The following is a 21,873-nucleotide window of genomic DNA, read 5'->3' as shown; positions in this document are numbered from 1 at the left end:
AGGAAACACATGGCACTGCTCGTGGACGCCCTGGCCGGCCGTCGCGTCGGGCTGGGGACGATGCGGCTGAACGGCTCAGGTGTCTGGGGACCGCCCAAGGACCCGGTCAACGCCCGCACTGTAATGCGGCGCGCGGCCGAGCTGGGGGTCCGGCTGTTCGACACGGCGGACGCCTACGGGCCGTACACCTGCGAGGAACTGGTCGCCGACGCCCTGGCTCCGGTCCGCGACAAGGTCGTCATCGCGACCAAGGGCGGGTTCGTCCGCACGCCCGACCGAGGCTGGCATCCCGACGGCAGGCCCGAGCATCTGCGCGAGGCATGCCGGGCGAGCCTGCGCCGGCTGCGAACCGACGCGATCGACCTGTACCAGCTCCACACGCCCGACCCAGCCGTGCCGTTCGCCGAATCCGTGGGTGCCCTGAGACAGCTTCAGGAAGAGGGCCTCGTGCGGGACGTGGGCGTGAGCAACGTGACCGTCGCGCAGCTGCGCACGGCTCTGGAGATCGCACCTGTCGCGGCAGTGCAGAACCGGCTCAACCTCGAGGACCGGGAATCGACGGACGTGCTGCGGCTGTGCGAGGAACGCGACATTGCCTTCCTGGCGTACACCCCCGTCCTGTACGGCGACGCCGGCCCCGCGGCACAACACGTGGCGGAACTGGCCGGGGCGACACCGTCGCAGGTCGCGCTCGCGTGGTTGCTGGCCCTGTCCTCCGTGGTCGTCCCGATCCCGGGCACCCGCGATGTCGGGCACCTGGAGGAGAACACGGCGGCCGCACGCCTGGTGCTGACCTCCTCGCAGCTGGACGCCCTGGCGGTATCGGCCGCGACCTCGCCCATTTCGCCCCTTGAGCCGACCCGATGAGGAGTCGTTCATGTCCGCCGTGCCCAGCGTCCACGTGACCGCCAGAGCCGTAGTGCTCCGCAACGAGCAGATCCTGCTGCTGCGCTACGACCGTCCACGACCGCACTACAACCTGCCCGGCGGAAAGGCCAAGGCACACGAGGGCCTGGCCGACACCGTGGTGCGCAAGGTGGCTGAGGAGTGCGGCCTGCGCACCGAGGTGCGGGGCCTGCTGTTCGTGGAGGAGAGCCTGCCCGCCGGGCGGGGCAGCGACCCGGCCGTACACCACAAGTTCGAATGCGTCGTGCTGGCCGACGTCCCGGACGGTGCTGAGCCCCCCGGGGACGGGCCACCGGCCCGGGACCCGCACGGCGGCACACCCGAGTGGGTGCCGCTGACCGAACTGACGGAACTTCCGCTGCTGCCTCCCATACAGGAACGGCTCCTGGCAGCGCTGCGGTCGCCGCTCTCCACCGGGATCTGGCACCGCGTCGAAGAACCGGTTCGGTGATGGTCACCCCGCCCCCGCCCACCACCCGGGAACCGCAGCGCATCAGCGTCAGCGCCAAGGCCGCCGTCGTACGTGACGGCACAGTGCTCTTGGTCGGCTACGACACGCCCGAGCCCCACTACAACCTGCCCGGCGGCAGGGTGCTGAACGGTGAGAGCCTGCGCGACGCCGTGGTCCGCAAGCTGTGGCAGGAGTGCCGGGCCCGGGTCGAGGTCGGCCGCCAGGTCCTGGTCTTCGAGCACCTGCCCGACCCGAACGATCCCTGGGAACCCGAATATCAGCGGGTGCAGTTCACGTTCGAGGCCCGTCTGCTGCCCGGCAGTGAACCGCAGCTGCCCGGTGATGGTGAGGAGGACTCCCTGGTCTGGCTGGACTTGGCCGATCTCGCCGACGCGCCGCTGATACCGCCCATGGGGCCGGCACTGGTCGAAGCACTGCGTCGGGTCGACGGGCACGACCAACTGGTCAGTGACGCCCCGGAGGGCGAGCATGTGACGTTCCAGCCGGGAAGGCAGGTCCGCTGCCGTCGGTTGCGTTCGCGGCCCCGCACACCCAACAGCATGCGGGATGTGGCGGAGTTTCTGCGCCGCTGGCAGGACCCGTCGGCGGTCCGGGTGCCGGTCCCGCTGTTGACCAGTACAGAGGGAAACATCAACACCGTCGGCCTGCCCGGCGTACAGGAGGCGGACGACCTGGACCCGGCGCACCCCCAGTGGCGGGAGGCCCTGGAGCCGGGCGTGCGCGATCTGGTCGAGGTCTGCGTGTCCGAGTGGGGGTGCGTCACCTACGACAGCTGTCAGGGGCACGCGTACACCGGTGCGTCCATGGCACCCGTGCCGCGGCGAGTGGGCATTCTGCCCCGGGACGCGGAGGAGTGGGCCGCCGTGGCAGCCGCGCTGTGCCGGGTGGCCGCCGCAGTCACCGCGCGGTGCCCGGCCCCGGTTCGCGTGCTGGTGGGATCGGACCGGTTGGAGTGTCAGTCCGGCAAGGACGGTCGGCCCGTGCTGGACCTGTCCCTGGAACCGGCGGCCGGCCACGGGTGGGGAGACTACTTCGCCGCAGTCGACGAAGCGACCGCGGCCGTGGTGGCGGCGATCCGTCGCGAGAGCCCGCGGGCGGAACAAGTCTGCGGGTGCCCGCCGACCCCGGCACCGCCTCCCCTCACGCTGCCGCCCTCCGGCTGAGCCGAAACACCCGTGCGGCACGGCAGGGACCGTGACACCCACTCCGGTGTCATGGCCCCTGCCCCGTGCCGAGTGCTGAGTTGCGCAGGCAGAAGACGGTCAGTGAAAGCGATGGAGCGCTTTGTCGTCATGGATCGAATATCAATAGCAGAAGAGACCTGGAATCGCATTCAACCGGCGATCCAAAAGGTCGGAGTAACGCGAGTCGCCGACATCACATGGCTGGACGAGGTTGGAATTCCCTGTGCGCAGGCGATCCGGCCAAATTCGCGCACCGTCTCCGTTGCCCAGGGGAAAGGGTCCACCCTGCTTCTGGCCTTCATATCCGCCGCAATGGAGGCGATCGAGGCATGGCATGCGGAGCGGGTCGATGACCCTTGCCTCGTGGCATCGATGCGCGAGGTGGACGGTACAGTGAGATATCCGGTCAGTGCGTTGCGACTGACCAAGAGAAGCTATTTGAATTCGGGAACAAGGCTCGAGTGGACATCGGCAGCGGAGATATTGACCGCTCGTGAGACGTTGGTTCCGACTGCGTCACTTCGCTTGGACAGCAGGGTCGACGAGATGTGGGAGCCCATTCTTTTCGACGTGACGAGCAATGGCCTGAGCAGCGGCATCACCAGAAATGATGCGATCCTTCACGGCCTCCTTGAGGTGATTGAACGGGACGCTCTTGCGCGAGTCGCGGAGGAATCCACGGTGAACGTGTTGACCGACGATCTCCCCGAGACTGCGGCGGGGCTGGTACGTCAATTCAAGAAGGCGAATGTCGATCTGGAGATCGAGGCGCTGAAATCCCCGACCGGGATACCGTGCTTCCGGGTCAGGGCGTTCAGCGAGGATTTCATGGCGGACTTCTGCGGGAGCGCTGCCGACGCCGATCCCGGCACGGCTTTGTGCCGAGCGCTGACGGAAGCTGCACAGTCCAGGCTCGCGGCCATCGCCGGCACGCGAGAAGACTTCAGCTGCCTGCTGTACGAGCAGGATCCGGACACGAAGATCGGGGAGCGCCGGACGATGCCCGCTTTCGCGCCATTGCGGGTAGAGGCCGTTGACCTGCCCCGGGATTCGGATCGCGCAGTGGCTGAGCTGGCTTCCCGAGTGCGCGGGATGACCGGGCATCAGCCGATGGTGGTCGATCACACCCGGCCGGAAATCGGCGTTCCGGTCGTGCGGGTCATATGTCCTGGAATGCTCTGCCCCAACGATTACTGAGGCTGATATGCCGACCACATACCTGTTCGTAGGGCCGACACTGCCCGATGCCGAGGATGTGACGCGCGGATCCGCAGTGAAGATTCTGCCTCCTGTGGCGGCAGGAGACCTACTGGCCATGCGCCTTGAGCGAGGTGATGTCGTCGCGATCATCGACGGCTACTTTCACCAGCGGAGAGCGATTCCGCACAAGGAGATCATGGAAGTAGTTCGCGGCGGTGCCGGAGTCCTCGGTGCTTCCAGCATGGGAGCCCTGCGGGCCGCAGAACTGGAGCCCTTCGGCATGCGAGGCGTGGGAGGGATCTTCGCCGACTACCGATCCGGGGTGCTACAGGCAGATGACGAGGTGACGCTCGTCCACGGTACGGCAGAGGACGGCTATCCACACATGTCCGAGCCACTCGTAAACATTCGCGCGACGCTTGACGGGGCGATGAATGCCGGCCTGTGTTCCACCGACCAACTGCGCGCTGTCGTGGAAGACTTGAGCGGAATTACCTACCGGGACCGTAACTACTCCGAACTCGGCCGGAGCATGTCCAGAGTAGGGATTCCGGCGGCGTCGGCGAAGGTGATGGTGGAGTATTGCCGCGAGCACCCAGTCGATCGAAAGCGCGAGGATGCCCTGGAACTCGTCGGACTGTTGCGCGCTGGCGAATCGGCACACGAAGGCGTTTTCCCTGATCCGGAGCCGACTTTTTATCTGCAGGGGTGGAAAACCGAGGCCAGGAATGCCTCAGCACGTGATGCTCATTGCCTGGCCCAGATCCTCGCACCGGATTATCCCGCCTTCCACGAGGAGACTGTCCTGAACTGGATAGTGAACTGTTGTCAGCGGGAGTGTTCCCGTTCACCGGTTCAGACGGTTGCCGGTGGCCGGCCGGCAGAGCTGGCCGTCCAACACGGAGCACACAAGGGGCTGTACGCGCCCGAACCCGACGGCCTCGCGTTCTTGCCGCAGTGGACCACTGCCCATGAGCGAGCCACCCTCACCGATACCGAGCTGATGTCGAAGTTCCTCGTCCGTAGCTGTCGTATCCGGCCGGGCGTAGTACACACCGAACTCCTCAGTGGCGCGTTTCGCCGGCTCGCGGCCTACGAGCGTGCCGTATCACTGGTGTCTCGGGTCAGAGAACTGAACGAGTCAGCACGTACGTACCGACCGGACTTCGACCACCGTCGGATAGCTGCCCACCAAGTGGCGGCGTGGCTCGCTGAGCGATGGGGCCGGCCGGTGGACGAACTCGCCCTGGCATCCCACGACCGTGGGTTCGATTCGGTCGAGAGCATGATCGCGGCAGCCCGCGAAGTGTATCTCCCCGCACGGTGCGATACGGACGTCAGGAGCTATGCGCTCAGCCAATGACGTGCCGCACGGTGCCGTGATCCCATCAGTGGGGTGTGCCAATGGGTGGGCCGGGCTCGCGCTGGTGGGCCATGACAGCGAGTTCGACGCGGGAGCCCACACCCAGTTTGCTGAAGATGGTGGTGAGATGGGACTGGACGGTGCGATGCGAGAGGTACATCCGTGCCCCGATGTCGGGGTTCGAGAAACCCTGTGACACAAGGGCCACGATCTCGCGCTCCGTACCGCTCAGCGCGTCCCAGCCCGTGCCCGGTGAACGCTTCGCGCGTCGGCCGGCGGCCACGCCTGCCGCGGTGAGACGTTCCTCCGCGCGGCGCGCGTCCCACGCCGCTCCCAGCGTGCCGTACACGTCGAGAGCCGCGTGCAGCTCCGCGCGGGCCTCGTCGCTCCTGTCCAGGGCCGCCAGCGTGACGGCCGCCTGCTCGCGGGCGTAGCCGACGTAAAGGCGGCGGCCGACGCGGCTGAAGGACCGCGCCGCCTCCTCGAGCCGGTCGGGATCCCGGGCTTCGGCGGCGCGGCACAGGAGAGCCGTGGCCCGCAGGCACTGCGCCGGCCTGGTGGCCGCGAGGTCGTCGAGTGCGTCACCGACAGTCGTCAGCAGCCCGGGGTCGGTGGACATCGAGGCCAGGCGTGCCAGGTCGGGACCGAGTGCGTGCAGGGACGCGAGCGGCAGGGACCGTACGCCCTGGGTCCAGACCTCAAGGAGCAGGTCGAGCGCACGATCGGGAGCACCGTCCGCCTCCCGTACGAGCGCCGTCGCCCACTGGCGCAGGAGTTCCTGATTCCGGCCGCCGGGGGTGTCGTCCGGCTGATTGCCCGGGTGCAGGAGGGTGGGTCGGTGCGCGAGGGTGGATCGGTCCGCGAGGTGTGCGGCGGTGCGGTTGTCACCGCGGTGGACGGCGATCAGCGAGGCCTGGCTGCGCAGGCTCTGACCCAGGCCCAGCCCGTCGAAGCCCTCCAGGCCGGCGTCGACCTCCGCGAGGGCGTCGTCCCACCAGCCCTCGGCGTAGCCGAGCCTGGCCTTGCCGAGGTGGTACCACGTCAGGAAGACGTTGCCGCCGTGCTCGCAGTCGTGCAGAGCCGCGTCGAAGGCCTGGTGCGCTTCGGGACCGCGCTCGAGATCCATCAGGGCGAGACCGCGTATGAGATGAGGGGCCATCTGAAGGTCGGGCCTGATCTCCTGGTTGGCCAGCTGGACGAGCGACCGGTCGACCAGCTCCAGCGCCTCGGCCGACTCCTGTACAGACAGGCGCAGGATCGCCAGGAGGCAGTGACCGAAGGCGGTCGTGTACGGATCCGAGCTGCTCTCTCCCATCTCCACAGTGCGCCGGGCGGCCTGCGCGCACGGCGTCGGATTGCCGAGGAGATAGTGTCCCTGGGCGGCGAGCGCCTGGAAGCGGGCAGCCGTCGCGCCATGGACCTGAGGTGAGGCCAGCGCCGCCTCGGCGACGGCCACCGACTCGTCCACCCGGCCCTGCTGGAACACGCTCTGCGCCAGCAGCCAGCGCAGATCCGTCTCGCCGACGACGACACCGCCCCCGGCGTCCAGCGCCTGCGTCGCCGCCCGCTGTGCGCTCGCGGGGTCCCCCGCCCGCAGCAGAGCACGCGCCAGTTGCCCGCGCAGCGTCCTGGTGCGCGGGTCGTCGCCGTCCATGAGCGGCAGTGTGCGTTCCAGCAGTTCCACGGCCATGGCCGGGGCCCTGACCGCGAGCGCCGCGACGTCCCGGACCAGCCAGTCCACGATGCGCAGGTACTCGTAGGAGTCCGCGAGCACCAGGTACTCGGCCGCCCGTTCGACCGGGGCTCCCGCGGCCGCGAGCGACTGCCACGCCTGTACGCGAAGGGCCGTACGCGCACTCTGGGGGACACCGTCCGCGAGCGCCTGGCGCACCAGGTCGTGCCGGAACACCAGACGGTCGCCCGCGTCGACCAGCAGCCCCGCCTGAACCGGCGCGCTCAGCGCCTCCCACAGCTTCATGACGGGCATCCCGAGCACCGTCGCCAGCTCGGACAGATACACCCGCGAGCCCAGCACCGCGGCCTCCTCCAGCACCTGCCGTGTGGGGCGCGGCAGGTGCTGGAGGCCGTCGAGGATCGTCGCGGTCAGCGAGCCGGGCAGCGCCGACCTCGCGTCATCGCCGGCACTGGCGTCGGTCGGGGCAGCGGGGTCACTGGGGGTACTGGCGTCCGGTGCGAATCCGATGCCCGTGGCCGTCGCCTCACGATCGCGTGCCGCCGCACGCTGTTCGTGGGCGGAGATCAGCTCGTGGACGTACAGCGGGTTCCCGGCCGCCGCGGACAGGCCCGCGAGCAGCGCGGGAGAGGGATGCGCCGGTCCGCTCAGCCGTTCGGCCAGCCGGAGTACCTCCGCGTCACCGAGAGGAGCCAGGTCCAGCACGATCGCCCCGTCCGCCCGCAGCGCACGCAGGACGGCGGCCGGGTCGAGCCTGGTGGGCGATGCCGCAGAGCAGGACCGCGGCTCGCCCGGCTGGATTGCCAGGGTGATCAGCAGCGGGAGCGTGGGCAGCGCCCGTTGCAGGCGCTGGAACAGCAGCTGTGTGGAGCCGTCGGCCCAGTGCACATCATCGACCACGAGCGCGCCGGGGCCGTGGGCACACCACTCGTCCACAACTTCCACGGCCGCTTCGGTGACCGAGGACTCCCAGCCCGCCGCGGCCTCGCCGCCCGCGGCCCGCAGCTGCGACATGACCTTGGCGACATCCGGCCGGTGCTCCCCGTGCCCCGATGCGAGGCATTCGTGGATGGTCTGGAACGGGATCTGCTGCTCCAGCTCGGTTCCCGCGCCACGCAGTACGCTCAGGCCTGCGCCCTCGCACTCGGCCGCCAGCGCGTCGAGCAGCGCGGTCTTGCCGATCCCCGGCTCCCCTGCGACCACGACCAGGGCCCCTCGGCCCGAGACTGTGGCGGCGACCAGATCCCTCAGCCGGTCCAGCTCTGCGGCCCGGCCGATCAGCTCGACCAGTTGCGGCGACCCGCGCAGATCAGCGCCCACGGTGTACTCCCGCGACCCCCGCACCGGTGGCCGGAATCGCCCAGTGGCCCGCCCCGGCACCCGACGCGAGAGCAGGCTCTTCGCAACCCCCCAGTCTAGGCGGCGCTCGGGGCGGGCCAAGACCGCGCTTCGATGCGCGACAGATCGTCCGCGACAGGTCGTCCGCGACAGATACAGATGACAGATACAGAGACATGACGGACCGCGCAGCGGCCTGGCGGATGTTTTCGCGGCCGGGCGGTCGCACGGTAGTGCGGACAAACCCAGAGAAAAGCCGAGACAAGCCGCACCGACAATCATTCGGACCGTACCGCCGCCCCCTTGGGAAGTGACCGCCATGAGCCAGATCCAGGCCTGTACGCAGGCGCGGCCTGACCCCGCCGCTCGGCCGCACCTGCCTGCTTCCCGTGGGCAGCTCCCCCAACGGCCGGAACAGCCCGGCGCCCGGTGCCCGAGCTCCGCGAACGCCTCGCCGGCGTCCAGAGCCACCGCACCCTCCGCCGCGCCCGACCCCGCGCCCGGCGCCTCCACGGCACCTCCCGCGGCCTCAGTCCCCGCACCCGCCGCCTCGGCACCCGCCGGCACCGCTGCGTCGGACGCCGCCCCACCCGCACACACCGCCATCGCACCGACCGGCATCGCGATGCCCCCGGAAGGCGGCAGCCTGGACTACACCTTCACGGTCCCCGCCACCCCCGCCGCGGTGACCGCCGCCCGCCGCACCGTCGTCGACAGCCTCGCAGTCTGGGGCCTCCCGCCGGGGAGCGAGGTCGTGCACACCCTCCGCCTCGCCGTCTCGGAGCTCGTCACCAACGCCGTACAGCACACCGGCCATGTGACCCCGCACATCACCGTCACCCTGCAGGCCGACGCCCGCCGCCGGCTCCGGATCGGGGTCACCGACCGCCATCGCGACCGCCCCCGCATTCGCCTGGCCACGTCCGATGCCACCCGGGGCCGGGGCCTGGCCCTGGTCCGCTCCCTGCTGCTGGAACTGCGGGGGCACCTCACCACCCAGCGCCACCCCGACGGCACCAAGACCGTCTGGATCCACGTGCCCCCAGCAGCCGGCTAGGCCCCGCCCCGCGAGTGCCACTGCCTCCCCCGGCCTCGTATCACCCCGGCCCCAGGCCCAGCCGCTCCCCGCAATTCGCCCCTCAAGAAAGGTACGAATTACCCCCTATGCCGACACAGCCCTCACATTAGGCTTCACCCATGGGACAGCGCGCTGTGCCCAACGACGTCTCCCTCGCCCGCGACAACGCTCTCGTCGGCCGCGATGGCGAGACCGAGCGCCTGCGCGAGCTGGTCAGGAACGTGGCGGCCGGTCACGGCCAAGCCGTATGGGTCGAGGGCGAGCCCGGCATCGGCAAGTCCTCGCTCGTCGCCGCCGGGCTCGCCGAGGCCGCCTCGCTCGGCTGTGAGACGGCGTGGGCGACCGCGGACGAACTGAGCCGGCGCTCTCCGCTGCACGTCATGCTCGACTGCCTCCGGATCGATCCCCGTACGTCGCCCGAGGGCCGCAGGGGCATGATCGCCGAATTGCTGCGTGGCGGCCCGAGCACGGTCGCTCCCGGTATCGCCAACCCCCTGTGGCCCGCCATGGAGGGGCTTCTCGCGCTCGTGGACGAGCTGTGCGCCGCGGCTCCGTTGGTCATGGTGATCGACGACATGCAGTGGGCCGACGAGGCGAGCCAGTTCACCTGGCATCGCCTGGCCCAGGTGGTCAACCAGCTGCCGCTCCTGCTGGTCGCGGTGTGCCGACCCATGCCGCAGGGCGAGCAGGTCGACCAGCTCAGAGACAGTGTGCTGGCCCGCGACGCCGTGCTGATCCCCGTGGGCCCGCTCACCGACTCCCAGGCCTCCGAGCTGGTGAGCAGTCTGGTCGGGGAGGCGACCGACGCCAGTCTCCGCAACCTCGCAGCGGCCGCGTCGGGGAACCCGCTGTACCTCCGCGAGATGGCCGATGTCCTCGTACACGAACGAGAGAGCGGGGCTCGTGCCGGTCCGGTCACCGCGGTCGCGGACGGCGCACCGGCCTCCCTCACCGCGGTCATCACCCGCCGCCTCGGTTTCCTCCCCTCGCAGGTGCTGGAGCTGCTGCGGGCGGCGGCGATGTTCGGGCACGAGTTCACGGTGGCCGATGTGGCGGCCATGCTCGGGACGTCTCCGGTCTCGCTGCTCGCCGGGCTGGACTACGCCAGGAACGCGGGGGTGGTCGTCGAGTCCGGTCCACTGCTGCGGTTTCGCCACCCCCTGATCCACCGGGCGCTGCGCGACAGCATGCCTTCGGCCCTGCGGGTGGCGCTGCACCGGCAGGCGGCCGAAGCCCTGGCGCGCGGCGGCGCTCCGGCCGAGCGGGTCGCCGAGCAGTTGCTGGCCGCGTCCGCCGCCGTGGACCGCTGGGCGCTCGACTGGACCGCCGAGAACGCGGCGCGGCTCACGCACCAGGCCCCGGAGACGGCCGTACATCTGCTGCGGCGCATCCTCGACCATCATGCGGGGGCCGGACCCGACCAGCTGGAGGTCATCGCCGCGACGCTGGCCAAGGCTCTGTTCCGGCTCGGCCGCAACGAGGAGGCCGAGCGGCAGGCGTGGCAGATGCTGGCCCACGCCCGTAACCCGGAGCTCGCCGCCGAGATGCGGTGGATCCTCGCCCGTGTGCTGTTCAGCGCGGGACGCAACAAGCAGGCGCTCGCGGTGACCGAGCAGGCGCTCCGGGCGGGCCCTTCGGCGATGTGGCGCGCCAGGCTCCAGGCTCTGCTCGCCATGTTCCTGCGGGCCGACGAAGGCGAGGTCGAGATCGCCGAGTCGGGCGCCGGCCAGGCGCTGGCGCTCTCCGAAGCCGCCGAGGACCGTTTCGGCATCGGCTACGCCCTGTGCGTGCTGTGGCTGGTCGACTCGGTCCGCCGGGACCACACGCGGGCGCTGGAGCGGGTGGACCGGGCCCTGGAGGTCGTCGGAAACGACCTGGACCACCGGGATCTGCGCTCCTGGTCGCTGGACAACCGGATGTTCACGCTGCAGAACCTGGACCGTCTCGCCGATGCCGAGGCCAACCTCCAGGCGTCCGCCGCCGAGGCGGAACGCCGCGGGGACCCCTCCCAGGCGGCGCTGCATATCGGCGCCGCCGTCCACTATTTCTGGGTCGGCCGCTGGGACGACGCGCTCGCCTCGCTGGACGCGGTGGTCGCGGAGGGGCCCGAGGTGACCCACTACGGCCTGCGGGAACGCGGCCCCGTCCTGCTGTACCACGGTGTCGCCGCCCTCATCGCCGGGCACCGCGACGACCGGCCGGCCGCCCGTGAGCACCTGGACGCGGGGCTGACCGAGCCCGTCATCACGGTCTCCGACTGGGAGAACCGGGACTTCCTGACCGCGGCCGAGGCGCTGGACGCCGAGCGGGACGGCGACGAGCCGCGCGCCCTCGCCCTGCTCGTGCCTCTTCTCAGCGCGCGCCCCGGGCAGATGACCCTCATCCACCAGTGGCTGCCCGACCTGGTCCGGCTCGCGGACGGCCTCGGGGACGACGCCACCGCGCGTGCCGCGCTCCACGCCTGCGAGCAGGAGGCCGCGCATGAGGCGGTACCGGCGCGCGCGACGGCGGCGGCGAACCGCTGCCGTGCGCTGATCTCGTCGGATCCGGGCCCGCTCGTGGACGCGGCCGCCCACTATCTCTCCGTGGGCAGGCCTTTCGAGCGCGCACAGAGCCTGGAGGACGCCGCCGTCCTGCTCGCCCGCGCGGGCGAGCAGGACGAGGCACGCAGGACCCTCAATGCCGCGGCCGAGCTGTACGGAGGGCTCGGCGCCGACTGGGATCTGCGCCGCGCGGACACCCGGCTGCGCCCGTTCGGCATCCGGCGCGGCGTGCGGGGGTCGCGCAAGCGGCCGTCCACCGGATGGGAGGCCCTGTCACCGACCGAGCTGAAGGTCGCCCACCTGGTCGCCGAGGGCAAGTCGAACCCGGAGATCGCTGTCGACCTCTTCCTGTCCCGGCGGACCGTCCAGACCCATGTCTCGCACATCCTCGGCAAGCTGGGGGTGCGCTCCCGCGTCGAGATCGCCACGATGGCGCTCAGCCACTCCGGCGGGGCACAGGCGCGGGGCGCCCCGCTCAGTTCACCCCGCCGCGCATGAACTCCCCGATGATGTGCCGCCCGAGCAGGGCGAAGACGACGAGCATCGGTACCGTGCCGATCACGGTGCCGGTCAGCACGAGCGCGTAGTCCTCGTAGTAGCCGCTGGCCAGCGCGGAGAGCGCGACCGGCACGGTGGGGTCCTCGGGGGTGAGCACCACCAGGGGCCAGAGGAAGTCGTTCCAGGCCTGGACGAAGGTGAACAGGCCGAGCACCGCCGCCGCCGGCCGCGCCGCCGGGACCACGACATGGCGGACCATTCCGGTGGTGGAGCATCCGTCGATCCGGGCGGCCTCCAGCAGTTCGTCCGGCACCGCCCGGACGAGGTACTGCCGCATGAAGAACACGCCGAACGCGGACACCAGGAACGGCACGATCACGGACTGGATCCGGCCGGTCCAGCCCAGCTCGGCCATCAGGATGTACAGCGGGATGACACCCAGCTGGACGGGGATGAGCATGGTGGCGATCACCATGATCATGAGCGCCTGCCGTCCCCGGAAGCGCAGCTTGGCGAAGGCGAAGCCCGCCAGGGTCGACGAGACCACCACGGACACCGTGATGGAGCCGGCGACCACGAGCGAGTTCACGATGGCCTTCGCGAACTCGACCTGTCCGAACACCCTGGTCGCGTTCTGCAGCAGATTGCCGCCGGGGGTCAGCGTGGGAGGCACGCTCCCGATGGCCTCGTTGTCCTGCGAGGCGAGCAGGAACGACCAGCACAGCGGAAACGCCGAGCCGAGCACGACGGCGAACAGCGCCGCGTAGCTCCATCGTCCGGCGGGGCGCATCAGTCGTCCGACCGGACGCGCCGGATGAGCACGTAGTTGACGAGGACGGCGAGGCCGGTGAGGAGGAACAGGGCGCAGGCGACGGCCGAGGCGTAGCCGAACTCGAACGACTTGAAGCCCTGCTCGTAGAGGTAGACGGCGAGGGTCTGGAACTGCCGGTCCGAGCCGCCGGTCGCGCCGGTCGGTGACGAGGTGTCGAAGAGCAGTGGCTCGGTGAACAGCTGGAGGTTGCCGATCGTGGAGAGGACCACCGTGAAGACGATGGTGGGCCGCAGCGACGGGACCGAGATCGACAGGAACTGCCGCCACCGCCCCGCCCCGTCGATCGCCGCCGCGTCGTACAGGTCGCGCGGGACCGTCTGCAGCGCGGCAAGGTAGATCATCGCGTTGAACCCGGTCCATCGCCAGTTGACGATGGTGGAGATCGCCACGTGCGAGGACAGACGGCCCGCCTGCCAGTTGACCGGCCCGATGTCGAGCCGCCCGAGAAGGTAGTTGAGCAACCCGAAGTCGCGGCTGAAGAGCACGCCGAAGATGATGGTGACCGCCGCCAGCAGGGTGAAGTACGGCAGCAGAACGCCCATCCCGAGCAGGGTGCGGGCACGCAGGGTCCAGTCGAGCAGCTGGGCGATGATCAGGGCCGCGGCGAGCTGCGGGACGGTGGCGATCACCAGGATGCTGGCGGTGTTGCCCAGGGCGTTCCAGAAGTAGGGGTCCTGCACGAGCCGCAGGTAGTTGTCCAGGCCGATCCAGTGCGCACCCGATCCGATGCCCGTGCCGGTGGCGTCGAGAAGGTTCCAGTCCGTCAGCGACACGTACACGGTCGCCAGGATGGGGAACAGGCCGAAGGCGGTGAACAGCAGGAAGAACGGCAGGACGTACGCGTACGGTGCGAGGAAGGCGGCGCTGGGGCGGCGCCTGATACGGCCCGGTGGCTGCGACCTCTGCGACGCCTTGGCCTCTGGCTGTCGCCCGTCACCGGGCGGCATGCTCGATGTCCGCCATGACAGTGTTCCACGCGGCTTGCGGGCTCTCACTGCCCTGCTCCACACGGGCCATGCCATTGACGAACGCCACCATGATCTCGCCCGTCTTCGGCCCCTGCGGTTGCGGCTTCAGCTTCAGGGCGGAGGAGGTGAAGATCTTGCCGACGGGGGCGTCGTTGAAGAACGGCTTGCGCAGGTTCTTGATCGCCGGCTCCTTGTACAGCGCGGGCCGGGAGGGGAGGTTGCCGCTCTTCTTGAAGATCGTGGATTCCTGTTCGGGGGCGGTCAGCCAGCGGGCGAGGTCGACGGCCTCGTCGATGTGCTTGCCCTGCTTGGGGACGGTGAGGAAGGAACCGCCCCAGTTGCCGCTGTCGCCGGGGACGGTGGTCACATCCCACTTGCCTGCCGAGGACTTCGCCTGGTCCTGGATGAACGCGGTCATCCAGGAGGGGCAGGTGATGGTGGCGAACCGGCTCTTCTGGAAAGCGATGTTCCAGTCGTTGGTGAACGGGGCCAGTTCCGCGGACTGCCCGTCCTCCACCGCGGCGGTGACCTGGTCCCACACCTCCCTCACGGCCGGATTGCTGTCCACGATGAGACGGTTGGAGGCGTCGTAGTACGCGAGGGGCAGCTGTCCGATGCGTGCGTTGAAGACATTGCTCCCGGCGTCGAACCACGCCGTTCCGGCGGGTGCGCGCGCCGTGTACCGGGCCCCGGCCTCGAAGTAGCCGTTCCAGTCGGGCCAGAGCCTCGCGACCGCGTTGCGGTCGGTGGGCAGCCCGGCCTTCTCGAACAGGTCGGGGCGATAGCACATGGCCAGTCCCCCGACGTCCGTACCCAGACCGATCTGGCTCTTTCCGTCGACGGACAGGGACTGGTCCCACTTCCAGGGCAGCCACTGGTCGTTCGCGTTGTCGACCCCGTGGTCGAGGAAGTTCACGAAGTGCTGTGGGCGGGCCTTGAAGCGGGCGATGAAGCCCGTCTCGATGGCTTCGATGTCGGCGGCGCCCTGCCCGGTGGCAAGGTGGGCGGTGAGGCTCGTGTGGTGGTCCTCGAAGGCCTTGAGCCGTTCGACGATGTCGATGTCGGGGTGCTGTCTCTCGTACTCGGCGTACAGGTCGTGGTAGCCGAAGTCGCCGAAGGCCCCGACGGTGATCTTGGTCTTGCCACCCTCCGGGGTACCTGATCCGGATGAGCAGCCCGCCAGCAGAGCGGCCGTGCACACCGCCGCCCCAGTGCCGAGGAGTGCGAGCCGGAAAGTGCCTGCACGCCGTGCCCGGTGGGCTGCTCGCAGTGATGCCATGCTTCCACTTCCGTGACAGGTGGGCGATATGTCGCACCATATACCGCGATGCCCCATGAGTAATGTTCCGCGTCACAGTCACCCTGCGTGATCCCCGAGCGGCATGCCCGCAATGCCGGGGACTGGCGGGATGGCCGATGTCTTGGCACACGCCGGGGAGCACCGTGGGAGATGCCCTGGGTTCCCGGACCTGGACCCCCAGGCCCGCCAAGGAACGGAGAGGCCCATGTTCCAGACCAGCGACCACGACGAGCGGTATATGTCCTTCCGGTCGGCTGCGGCAGGTAGGACGCTCGCATCCGCGCGCCCCGCCCCCGTCCGACACCGGCACAGCCTCTCGGTGCTCGCCGCCGACGCGGTGGTCCCGGCCGTACGCCATGCCGTGGCGGACACCCTGCGGGCGTGGGGTCTGCCGTCGGACGGCGATGCCCTCGCAGCCGTCGAGCTGGTTGCGTCCGAACTGGTCACCAACGCCGTACGCCACGCCGGCGGGCTCACCCCGCGCATCGTCGTGACCATGGAGGTCCGGGCGGAGGGGCAGCTGGGCTTCGGCGTCGGCGACGAACACCCCGGGACCCCCGCCGTCGCCTACGCGTCCAAGGACGCGGAGCGCGGCCGTGGCCTGGCCATCGCGAGCTTCCTCGCCGCGGAGCTGGGCGGCACGATCGCGGTCGAGCGCCACCGGGACGGCGGCAAGACCGTCTGGGCCGAGTTCCCCGGCCTCCTCGCGGACATCCTGACGCCCGCGGGCACCGAGGACGCACCCCGCATGGTGTGCCCGTACGAGAGCGGGTGCTCAGCAGGGACGTACGAGAGTCCCGAAGCGGCCCGCCCCCTGGCATCGGACGCCGTCTACAGCGCCGCCTGAAACACCAGCACCCCTGCACCCCTGACACCAGAAGGGCCCACAAGTGAGCGCAACGGCGTCGGACCGCGCCGCAGCGGAAGCTCCCGACGAGCGCCTGACCTTCCCCGACGGCTTCCTGTGGGGCGCCGGCACGGCCGCGTACCAGGTGGAGGGCGCCATCGGCGAGGACGGCCGCGCCGCGTCCATCTGGGACACCTTCTGTGCGCGCCCCGGCGTCGTGTGCAACGGGGACACCGGCGAGATCGCGGCCGACCACTACCACCGGTACGCCGAGGACGTGGAGCTGATGCGGCGCATCGGCCTGGACGCGTACCGCTTCTCGGTGTCGTGGCCTCGCGTCCAGCCGACCGGAGCGGGACCGGTGAACGCGGCCGGGCTCGATTTCTACGACCGTCTCGTCGACGCGCTGGTGAGCTGCGGAATCGATCCGGTCCTGACCCTGTACCACTGGGACCTTCCACAGGCGCTCCAGGACCGCGGCGGCTGGGGCGCCCGCGACACGGCCGCACGCTTCGCCGACTACGCCGAGGCGGTCGCCGACAGGCTTGGAGACCGGGTCGCGCTGTGGACAACCGTGAACGAGCCGTGGTGCGCGGCCTTCCTGGGCCACGCGGCCGGCGTACACGCGCCGGGCCTGACGGATCCCGCCCTGTCCCTTCGCGCCGCGCACCATCTGCTGCTCGGGCACGGACTCGCGGTGCAGGCGCTGCGTTCCACACTCAGCGGCGACCACGAACTCTCCGTCGCGCTCAACCTGTCACCGGTGACGGCGGCCACGGACAGCGAGGCCGACTCCGATACGGCGCGCCGCATCGACGGGCTGCTCAACCGCATGTTCATCGAGCCGCTGCTGCTCGGCGGGTACCCGGCGGACGTCCGCGAAGACATCCGCCATCTCACCGATTGGGGCTTCGTACACGAAGGGGACGAGCGCGTGATCGCCTCGCCGATCGACCTGCTCGGGGTGAACTACTACACCCCGACCACGGTGGGCGCCGCGAAGCCGTCGAGCGTGCCGAGGCCGTGGGCGGGCGCCGCCCGCCCGCGCTCCGGCGTCACCGAGAAAGGCGCGAGCCCGTGGGCCGGTACCGACGGCGTGGAGTTCCATCAGCCGGAAGGTCTGCCCCGGACCGCCATGGGTTGGGCCGTGCAGCCACGCGGGCTGTACGAACTGCTGCTGCGGCTGCACGAGGACTACCCGCCCATCCCCCTGATCATCAGCGAGAACGGCGCCGCCTACGACGACGGCGCCGACGACCTGGGCCGGGTGCACGACCCGCAGCGCGTGCGCTACCTGCGCGCCCATCTGGCCATGACCCATGAGGCGATCACCGCCGGGGTGGATCTGCGGGGCTACTTCGTCTGGTCGCTCCTCGACAACTTCGAGTGGAGCTTCGGTTACGGGAAGCGTTTCGGCATCACCCACGTCGACTTCGAGAACCAGCGGCGCTCCCTCAAGGACAGCGCCCTGTGGTACCGCGACGTCATCGCGGCGAACGCGGTGGCCTGAGCCCAGGCGGGAGCGGGCCCCGAGCCCGGGCAACCCGTCCACCTGCCGGTCAGGCTTCCAGGGGTCTCCTCCGAGCGGCCCGCCAGCCCGCCCCCGCCGCGAGGCGGAGGCGAGGTACACCTGCATCCGCATCAGCAGCAGTTACGCCACTCGACGAGGGAACGCCAGGTGTTCTGGGCCGCCTTCAGGGCTTGGACGTGAATGTTCGCGAGAAATTGACACTTCGTGGGACGGCGGGTGTCAGCGCGTGTTTGCGTCGAATCCGCTCGCATTGGCTGATGAGCGATCATCCGATGGAGTGACGGGCGAATGGGTGAATACCGCCCAGGGAAGGACGCCTGCGGCCGCCGTCGGTGACGTTGGCAATCCGAAGCCGCAAGGAGTCACACATGTCCATGGTCCAGACCGGAAAGGTCGACCTGTCGTCGAACCAGCCCATCGAGACGCGTGGGGGGAACACCTCCACTTTCACCCGCGTCGACTTCCCCACCCCGTTTCCCAGCGGATCCCAGGTGATCGTGCTGGCTCAGACCCAGACGTTCAACGGCCCGGAGACGCCCGGTATCCGCCTCCATGACGTCACTCCTGAGGGATTCCTGATCCGCTTCAACGAGGTCAACGTCAACGCCAACGTCCGCAGTGACGGCCGCCACGCGACCGAGACCGTCGGCTGGGTGGCCACCACCGTCTGACAGGACACCTGTCGCCTCTGATCCCGCCTGCATCCAGGACCAGAGGCGGCAGGTGCTGCCGGCCCCAGCAGTCGGGCAGGAAGGACGGCCCGGATGCCGCGAAGGCACTCAACTGGCCTTGGCAGAAGAAGTGCAGCGCGAGGTCAAAGTGACCCTGCACGCGGTCCTGAGAAACAGTTGAACGTCCGGATCGGGGCGCGCACGCACGAGCTCCTCACCGCGCGGGCCAAGCGCCGCGGCGTCACCATCCAGGCGGATGTCTCCGGCATCGTCGAGAGCGAGGTCGACCCGCAGCGCGACGCTTTCGTGTCCGGACAGTGCGGGTCAGCTGTCTCAGACGCGCAACAAGAGACGCAGCCCGGGTCGCGGCCAGACCCCGGCGAGCGAGAGACCGGCTGGGTGCCGCAACCTCGCCGACGGCCAATGCCTCCCCTGACTCCCCCGGCAGATTCAGCCGGAGCAGAAAGCTGGTGCTGCCCGGCGGGCCGGCTTCGAGGCCGGGCGCGCGCCGGGCAGCACGGTTCAGGATCTCGCCGGTCACGGCTCGGCGGCGGACCCGCCAGCGCAGAAGCATGCTGAGTATCTGCGTCGCACGTGATTCCGCCGTGGCCACCATCCCGTAGGCCCTTCGCTCGCCTCGGCAAGGAGTAGAGGACGACCACGGGCGTTCCGAGGCCGGGACGGGAGTACGGTGGTGGTACCGAGCGCACCTCGCACGCTGTCATCCATTTCGGCGTCGCCCTCGGGAACGGCAAGGCCGGAGCACATCGCGGCCGGTCGGAAATGAGCCGCCCCACATGAGCCTGATGAGTCTCGGAGTACTCGCCTCTTCCCACAAGGAGAACGAGTTCCGGCTGCCGCTGCACCCGCGCCACCTCGACCGGATCGCCCCGGACGTACGCGAGAGGATCTTCCTCGAACAGGGTTACGGCCGACGGTTCGGCGTTGCCGACGACGCGCTACGACCACTCGTGGCCGGCCTGCTTTCCCGCGAGCAACTCCTCGCCGAGTGTGACGTCCTGCTGCTGCCCAAACCGATGCACGACGACATCGCCGAGCTGCACGAGGGCCAGGTGCTGTGGGGATGGCCGCACTGCGTGCAGGACGAGAAGATGACCCAGACCGGCATCGACCGGCGGCTGACCCTCATCGCCTGGGAAGCCATGAACCACTGGACCTCCACGGGCGCCTTCAGCGTCCATGTGTTCCACAAGAACAACGAACTCGCCGGCTACTGCTCGGTGCTGCACGCCCTGCAGCTCGGCGGGCTGACCGGCAGCTACGGGCGCCGCCTGCGCGCGGTGGTCATCAGCTTCGGCGCCACGGCGCGCGGAGCGGTCACGGGCCTGGGCGCCATGGGGGTTTCGGACGTCACGGTGCTCACCCAGCGCGCCGCCGCAGCGGTCGCCTCGCCGATGCCCTCGGTCGTGATGGGCCACTTCGAGGAGCAGGAGGACGATCCGTCGCGCCTGCGGGCGTTCACCGCGTCCGGTTCCGTGCCGCTGGCGGAGTACCTGGCCGGGTTCGACATCATCGTCAACTGCGTCCTGCAGGACACCGACGCACCGCTCATGTTCGTCACCGACGAGGAACTCGCCCTGTTCCGGCCGGGGACCTTCTTCATCGACGTCGCCTGCGACGAGGGCATGGGCTTCGAATGGGCCCGCCCGACCACCTTCGGCGAGCCCATGCACGCGGTGGGGTCTGGCTGCCACTACTACGCGGTGGATCACAGCCCGTCCCACCTGTGGAACTCCGCCACCTGGGAAATCAGCGAGGCGCTCCTTCCCTACCTGCGCAAGGTCATGAGCGGCCCCGCGGCATGGGACTCCGACGTCACGGTCAGAAGGGCCATCGAGATCCGCGACGGCGTCGTCCAGAACCCGAAGATCCTCTCCTTCCAGCACCGGTCAGCCACCTACCCCCACGCTCCCGAGCTCCCGGCGACTCCGCTGACCTCAGAGGTCTAGTCAATCAAGCAGGCTCTGGCCCGCGCAGTGGGCAAAGGCCAGGTCCGCGCCCGCGGTGGCACACCGGGAACCGCCTCCGAGGCGGCCCGCTTCTCCAAGACCTGCGCATGCCACAGGAGTTCGTCGGCGTGCCGGTCGGTGCGGGCGACAAGGACTCACCCGAGGTACCCGCCCAGATTGCGGTCGATCTCGGTGAGACTGGCATCTCGTGCGGGTTGATCGGCTTCGAGTACCGGCCGCTGAGCGAGATGGTGTGCCTCGGGAGGATCGGTGAGGATGGGCTGGTTGCCAGCCGTAGATCGTGATCTTCGTGGTCGGAGGTCTGCCTGCCGGCGGTCTTGGCCGTCCTGTGATCGGGTTTGGTGGCGGCGCCGGGCTGGCGCGTAGGGTGCCCGAATGATCGAGGTACCAGAGACGTCCGCGCGGAGCACTGTCGAGCGTGAAGGAGAGTCCGGAGCGGCGTGGCTCGCCGAACTACCCGGAATCGTCAAGGAGTTGCTGGGGCGTTGGGGGTGTGTGCCGGACGGCGAGGTCATGCATGGGGGCGTCGGGGTCATCGTCCCGGTACGACGGCGGGACGAGGCGACCGCTGTGGTGAAGGTGTCGTTTCCGCATCCCGGCAACATCCATGAGCCGGACGCGTTCGCCGCCTGGGGCGGGCGCGGAGCTGTCCTGCTGCACGAGCGCGACGACGAGCGTTTCGCGATGCTGCTTGAGCGGGTCCAGACGTCGACACTGGCGGAGCTCGAGGACGGCGATGAGGTTGTGACGATCGCGGGCCGCCTCAATCGCCGACTGGCCATCCCCGCGCCGCCTGACCTGCCCCGGCTTCGGGACCAGGCCGATGCCTGGGAGGAGCAGCTACGCACGGATGCCGAGGAGTTGACGCACAGACTGTCGCGTCATGCGGTGGACGCCGCCGTGGCGACTGTCCGCGAGCTGGGCCGTGCCCAACCGGACATCCTCATCCACGGCGACCTCCACGCCAGAAACATCCTGCGCGCCGACCGTGAGCCATGGCTGGCCGCCGACCCCAAGGGGTACGCGGGAGACCCCGCGTACGACGGCGGCACACTGCTCAAGTCACGAGCACTCACGCTCCTCGAAGCGGACGACCTGCACAAGGCTGTCGACCGCATCCTGGACGTCTTTGCCGAGGCCGCGGAAGTCGATCGCTCGCGCGTCCGGCGTTGGGCCCAGTTCCACGCAGTCCAGGCCGCGTTCTGGGGCCGCCGCCACGGATTCCGGATGGCCCGCAGCGGACCACGGCTGGACTGGCTCACCGAATTCGCGGACGGCCTGGCGGAGTTGCTCCTGGAGCACGCTTAGAACCGTGATCTTGTTTGGGCCGGTGCCGAAACGGTACGGCCACAATCGACTCGATGGTCCGACCGGGTTGAACAAGTTCATTCGCGTCACGACCAAGCCGAATCCGTGCCATGCTCCGCTCGCGCATTCAGACGGTGCGCCTTGCTGATC

17 protein-coding genes are annotated in these 21,873 nt (G+C 69.6%); 13 read left to right on the top strand and 4 right to left on the bottom strand.

The window, feature by feature from the left end:
• The first annotated feature begins 9 nt into the window (after window positions 1–9).
• From OG293_RS36270 to OG293_RS36250, 5 genes are all read left to right on the top strand, one after another.
• Entirely contained in the window at window positions 10–867 is an 858-nt protein-coding gene (locus tag OG293_RS36270) for an aldo/keto reductase (protein ID WP_406002991.1), read from the top strand.
• 10 nt (window positions 868–877) lie between these two features.
• The gene (locus OG293_RS36265) at window positions 878–1,357 is read left to right on the top strand and encodes an NUDIX domain-containing protein (protein WP_406002990.1); all 480 of its coding nucleotides are present in this window, start codon (window positions 878–880) and stop codon (window positions 1,355–1,357) included.
• Window positions 1,357–2,541: an NUDIX domain-containing protein gene (locus OG293_RS36260; RefSeq protein WP_406002989.1), complete on the top strand. Its 1,185-nt coding sequence runs from the start codon at window positions 1,357–1,359 to the stop codon at window positions 2,539–2,541. Before OG293_RS36265 ends, OG293_RS36260 begins: the two co-directional genes overlap by 1 nt.
• A gap of 111 nt (window positions 2,542–2,652) precedes the next feature.
• Window positions 2,653–3,759: a YcaO-like family protein gene (locus OG293_RS36255; protein WP_406003820.1), complete on the top strand. Its 1,107-nt coding sequence runs from the start codon at window positions 2,653–2,655 to the stop codon at window positions 3,757–3,759.
• A gap of 7 nt (window positions 3,760–3,766) precedes the next feature.
• A complete protein-coding gene (locus tag OG293_RS36250) occupies window positions 3,767–5,125 on the top strand; it encodes a TfuA-like protein (RefSeq protein ID WP_406002988.1) in 1,359 nt (452 codons plus the stop codon).
• Between the two features lie 25 nt (window positions 5,126–5,150).
• Here the strand turns inward: OG293_RS36250 and OG293_RS36245 are convergent, their stop codons facing one another.
• On the bottom strand, window positions 5,151–8,138 hold the full coding sequence (locus tag OG293_RS36245) for an AAA family ATPase (RefSeq protein WP_406002987.1): 2,988 nt from the start codon (window positions 8,136–8,138) through the stop codon (window positions 5,151–5,153).
• 643 nt (window positions 8,139–8,781) lie between these two features.
• On the opposite strand from OG293_RS36245, the gene OG293_RS36240 reads away from it, so the two are divergent.
• A complete protein-coding gene (locus tag OG293_RS36240; protein WP_406002986.1) occupies window positions 8,782–9,213 on the top strand; it encodes an ATP-binding protein in 432 nt (143 codons plus the stop codon).
• A gap of 140 nt (window positions 9,214–9,353) precedes the next feature.
• Window positions 9,354–12,275, top strand: coding sequence for an AAA family ATPase (locus OG293_RS36235; protein WP_406002985.1), 2,922 nt, complete (start codon window positions 9,354–9,356; stop codon window positions 12,273–12,275).
• Here OG293_RS36235 and OG293_RS36230 read toward each other — a convergent pair.
• From OG293_RS36230 to OG293_RS36220, 3 genes are read right to left on the bottom strand one after another with little or no spacing between them, the layout of a single operon-like run.
• Window positions 12,253–13,065, bottom strand: a complete 813-nt coding sequence (locus OG293_RS36230; protein ID WP_406002984.1) for a carbohydrate ABC transporter permease — start codon at window positions 13,063–13,065, stop codon at window positions 12,253–12,255. The genes OG293_RS36235 and OG293_RS36230 overlap by 23 nt on opposite strands.
• Window positions 13,065–14,054 (bottom strand): carbohydrate ABC transporter permease, encoded by a 990-nt coding sequence (locus OG293_RS36225; protein WP_406002983.1) that lies wholly within the window; start codon window positions 14,052–14,054, stop codon window positions 13,065–13,067. Before OG293_RS36225 ends, OG293_RS36230 begins: the two co-directional genes overlap by 1 nt.
• Window positions 14,041–15,354, bottom strand: coding sequence for an extracellular solute-binding protein (locus OG293_RS36220; RefSeq protein ID WP_406002982.1), 1,314 nt, complete (start codon window positions 15,352–15,354; stop codon window positions 14,041–14,043). The genes OG293_RS36225 and OG293_RS36220 overlap by 14 nt, the downstream gene beginning before the upstream one ends.
• A 226-nt stretch (window positions 15,355–15,580) precedes the next feature.
• On the opposite strand from OG293_RS36220, the gene OG293_RS36215 reads away from it, so the two are divergent.
• From OG293_RS36215 to OG293_RS36190, 6 genes are all read left to right on the top strand, one after another.
• Window positions 15,581–16,222, top strand: a complete 642-nt coding sequence (locus tag OG293_RS36215; protein ID WP_406002981.1) for an ATP-binding protein — start codon at window positions 15,581–15,583, stop codon at window positions 16,220–16,222.
• Window positions 16,223–16,265: 43 nt separating this feature from the next.
• On the top strand, window positions 16,266–17,732 hold the full coding sequence (locus tag OG293_RS36210) for a glycoside hydrolase family 1 protein (protein WP_406002980.1): 1,467 nt from the start codon (window positions 16,266–16,268) through the stop codon (window positions 17,730–17,732).
• 389 nt (window positions 17,733–18,121) lie between these two features.
• Window positions 18,122–18,424: a hypothetical protein gene (locus OG293_RS36205; protein WP_406002979.1), complete on the top strand. Its 303-nt coding sequence runs from the start codon at window positions 18,122–18,124 to the stop codon at window positions 18,422–18,424.
• Window positions 18,425–19,221: 797 nt separating this feature from the next.
• Entirely contained in the window at window positions 19,222–20,394 is a 1,173-nt protein-coding gene (locus OG293_RS36200; protein WP_406002978.1) for a N(5)-(carboxyethyl)ornithine synthase, read from the top strand.
• A gap of 107 nt (window positions 20,395–20,501) precedes the next feature.
• Complete coding sequence (locus OG293_RS36195) at window positions 20,502–20,699, top strand: hypothetical protein (RefSeq protein WP_406002977.1); 198 nt, start codon at window positions 20,502–20,504, stop codon at window positions 20,697–20,699.
• 91 nt (window positions 20,700–20,790) lie between these two features.
• On the top strand, window positions 20,791–21,723 hold the full coding sequence (locus OG293_RS36190; protein WP_406002976.1) for an aminoglycoside phosphotransferase family protein: 933 nt from the start codon (window positions 20,791–20,793) through the stop codon (window positions 21,721–21,723).
• The last annotated feature ends 150 nt before the right edge of the window (window positions 21,724–21,873 follow it).

Origin of the sequence: Streptomyces sp. NBC_00829, from assembly GCF_045161795.1 — a bacterium.
Classification (GTDB): domain Bacteria; phylum Actinomycetota; class Actinomycetes; order Streptomycetales; family Streptomycetaceae; genus Streptomyces.
Note: the sequence above shows the minus strand (reverse complement) of the source record. Positions and strands in the feature narration are given on the sequence as shown.

Excerpts from the sequence above, each read along its gene's own strand:
- OG293_RS36240 (WP_406002986.1), top strand. The coding sequence starts at position 8,782 with ATGCCCCCGGAAGGCGGCAGCCTGGACTACACCTTCACGGTCCCCGCC.
- OG293_RS36235 (WP_406002985.1), top strand. The coding sequence starts at position 9,354 with ATGGGACAGCGCGCTGTGCCCAACGACGTCTCCCTCGCCCGCGACAAC.
- OG293_RS36250 (WP_406002988.1), top strand. The coding sequence starts at position 3,767 with ATGCCGACCACATACCTGTTCGTAGGGCCGACACTGCCCGATGCCGAG.
- OG293_RS36200 (WP_406002978.1), top strand. The coding sequence starts at position 19,222 with ATGAGCCTGATGAGTCTCGGAGTACTCGCCTCTTCCCACAAGGAGAAC.
- OG293_RS36260 (WP_406002989.1), top strand. The coding sequence starts at position 1,357 with ATGGTCACCCCGCCCCCGCCCACCACCCGGGAACCGCAGCGCATCAGC.
- OG293_RS36195 (WP_406002977.1), top strand. The coding sequence starts at position 20,502 with ATGCCACAGGAGTTCGTCGGCGTGCCGGTCGGTGCGGGCGACAAGGAC.
- OG293_RS36190 (WP_406002976.1), top strand. The coding sequence starts at position 20,791 with ATGATCGAGGTACCAGAGACGTCCGCGCGGAGCACTGTCGAGCGTGAA.
- OG293_RS36230 (WP_406002984.1), bottom strand. The coding sequence starts at position 13,065 with ATGCGCCCCGCCGGACGATGGAGCTACGCGGCGCTGTTCGCCGTCGTG.
- OG293_RS36215 (WP_406002981.1), top strand. The coding sequence starts at position 15,581 with ATGTTCCAGACCAGCGACCACGACGAGCGGTATATGTCCTTCCGGTCG.
- OG293_RS36265 (WP_406002990.1), top strand. The coding sequence starts at position 878 with ATGTCCGCCGTGCCCAGCGTCCACGTGACCGCCAGAGCCGTAGTGCTC.
- OG293_RS36255 (WP_406003820.1), top strand. The coding sequence starts at position 2,653 with ATGGAGCGCTTTGTCGTCATGGATCGAATATCAATAGCAGAAGAGACC.
- OG293_RS36205 (WP_406002979.1), top strand. The coding sequence starts at position 18,122 with ATGTCCATGGTCCAGACCGGAAAGGTCGACCTGTCGTCGAACCAGCCC.
- OG293_RS36220 (WP_406002982.1), bottom strand. The coding sequence starts at position 15,354 with ATGGCATCACTGCGAGCAGCCCACCGGGCACGGCGTGCAGGCACTTTC.
- OG293_RS36270 (WP_406002991.1), top strand. The coding sequence starts at position 10 with ATGGCACTGCTCGTGGACGCCCTGGCCGGCCGTCGCGTCGGGCTGGGG.
- OG293_RS36225 (WP_406002983.1), bottom strand. The coding sequence starts at position 14,054 with ATGCCGCCCGGTGACGGGCGACAGCCAGAGGCCAAGGCGTCGCAGAGG.